Genomic DNA, 1,959 nt, shown 5'->3' with positions numbered 1-1,959 from the left:
AAGAAAAAGTGTTTATCTTGGATGCAGAGTTCATCCAAAATGTTCTTGGGATCAAAACTAGCATTGTCCATGATAATAACATGAGGTGTCTTCAAAGCAGGCAGGAGTTGCGTTTTGAACCACTCCACAAAGAAATCGCTTGTCATGCTGTTCTTGTAAATCATGGGAGCTATAAACTCTCCGTCTACTTGTCCTGCAACAATTGAAGTTCGCTCAAAACGACGTCCGCTAATCTTTTCATAGACTTTCTCCCCTCTAGGAGCCCCTGCATAAGGACGAGGGAGCGCTATTGTATAATAGATTGAAACTAGAATAGTACACCTCTACTTCTAAAACATTGTTAGAAATCTATTTGACTGTCCTGATTGATTCATCCTGTTCTTATCTCATTTCACTATATTCACCGGTAGTGAATCTCTACAGAGGACTTACACCTCAGATGCACGACATGCCCATCGTATAAAAAAATCTCCTACCCAAGGTAGAAGAATTTTAATCTTATAAAACTTAATCCGTCATGTCCGATACCAAAGTTCGATGCTCCAATGGAATACTGCACATAACTAGCAAGAAAATAAAGCCTGACTGAATCCAGAAGAGAGCCAAGTCAAAAATTCCGTGCACAGCAACCACTGTAAGGAAAGATAGATAAAGGCCGATAATCGGACGTTTCCCCGACTCCTGACTCATATCCATCATCAAGCGAACAGGAGCAACAGAAGACAAAACTAATAAAATAGTCCCCACAATTCCGTAACTCAGAATCGTATCAATATAAAGGCTATGAGCATGTTCATGATAAGGAGCATGTATCCGAGGATACGAGTGCATGTAGGTCAATGGCCCCTCACCCCAAAAAGGATTTTGCTTAAACAAGGCCATCCCAGCATCCCAAATAGAAATTCGTTCTTCCATAGAAGAATCTAAAGTCCCCATCCGAACTCCCAAATCACTGGAAAAGAGGAAGCTCAAGCCAATCGCAAATACCCCAATACTAAGCCAAAAGGCCTTCCAGTTTTTAATAGTCGTAAAGAGATAGATGATTGCTCCAGCGATAATAGCAGGAAAAGCAGTTCGATTTTGCGTAAAGTTCAATCCAAAGAGATTAACAAAGCCTGCAATCACACAGAATACTTTCAACCAATTCAACTTGGTCGTTGTAAATAGATAGAAAGCAATCATGATACAGAAACAACAAATAATTCCATAATAATTAGGATTAAAGAAGGTCACTTCTGCACGATTCTGATGCCACACCTGCATATTGGGTGAAAGAAAAGCATAGTTGAATTTCTTCACAATTTGGAAATGTTCTAAACTGGCAAAAGCAGCTGACAAGACACTACCAAACAAGACGAGCTGCAAAATTAATCGAAAGAATTTATGTGATAAAATCGACTGATATTGCAAAAATAAAATAGCAAACAAAAACATTCCTACTGAAGCCACAAGACCCATCCAATTTTGTGCAAGAATGGATATAACAGTACTATAGCCAAGAAAAAGAAGCAGCATCGGATGCTCCCCCATTTTCTGAAGAATACTTTTCATGTCTCCTGTAAAAATCAAACTGATAATATATAAACAGAGTACAACTACAAAAAGATAAAAGGGTAAAAAGATACTTAGGATAATTCCCAATAAAATCAGCTCTTTACTAGACAACCCCTTCAGCTTTTCAATAAAGCCTATTGATTTCAAAATGAATCCTTTCTCTCCAAATCAGCTGATTCAGATAATAGTAAGCTATCCTATATTGTACCACTTTTTTAGCAATTTGAAAACAAAGGAAACGTTTTCCAAAATAAAATGTAATTCGAATGTGATAATTGAAAGTTCTATAATGAAGTTAGCCACCCAGCTCTCCTAAAAATTAGATGTTTTAACTAGCTGATAGCTAGTACTCGATTTCATTTGATAAGAGGCTTGATGCTGTTAGACTGACAAGCCAAGGCTAAG

The 1,959-nt window shown here is 37.7% G+C and carries 1 protein-coding gene and 1 pseudogene; both read right to left on the bottom strand.

Annotation, left to right across the window (positions count from 1 at the left end; genetic code table 11):
- Positions 1–278 (bottom strand): annotated as a pseudogene (locus HT708_RS01655) (IS630 family transposase); the annotation flags it as partial.
- Between the two features lie 229 nt (positions 279–507).
- Positions 508–1,701 carry an O-antigen ligase gene (locus tag HT708_RS01650; protein ID WP_023937263.1) on the bottom strand — a complete coding sequence of 398 codons (1,194 nt, stop codon included), beginning with the start codon at positions 1,699–1,701 and terminating at the stop codon, positions 508–510.
- Positions 1,702–1,959 lie beyond the last annotated feature (258 nt).

Origin of the sequence: Streptococcus sp. 3613, from assembly GCF_013277375.1 — a bacterium.
Taxonomy (GTDB): domain Bacteria; phylum Bacillota; class Bacilli; order Lactobacillales; family Streptococcaceae; genus Streptococcus; species Streptococcus pseudopneumoniae.
This window is presented reverse-complemented; position numbering and strand designations above follow the sequence as displayed.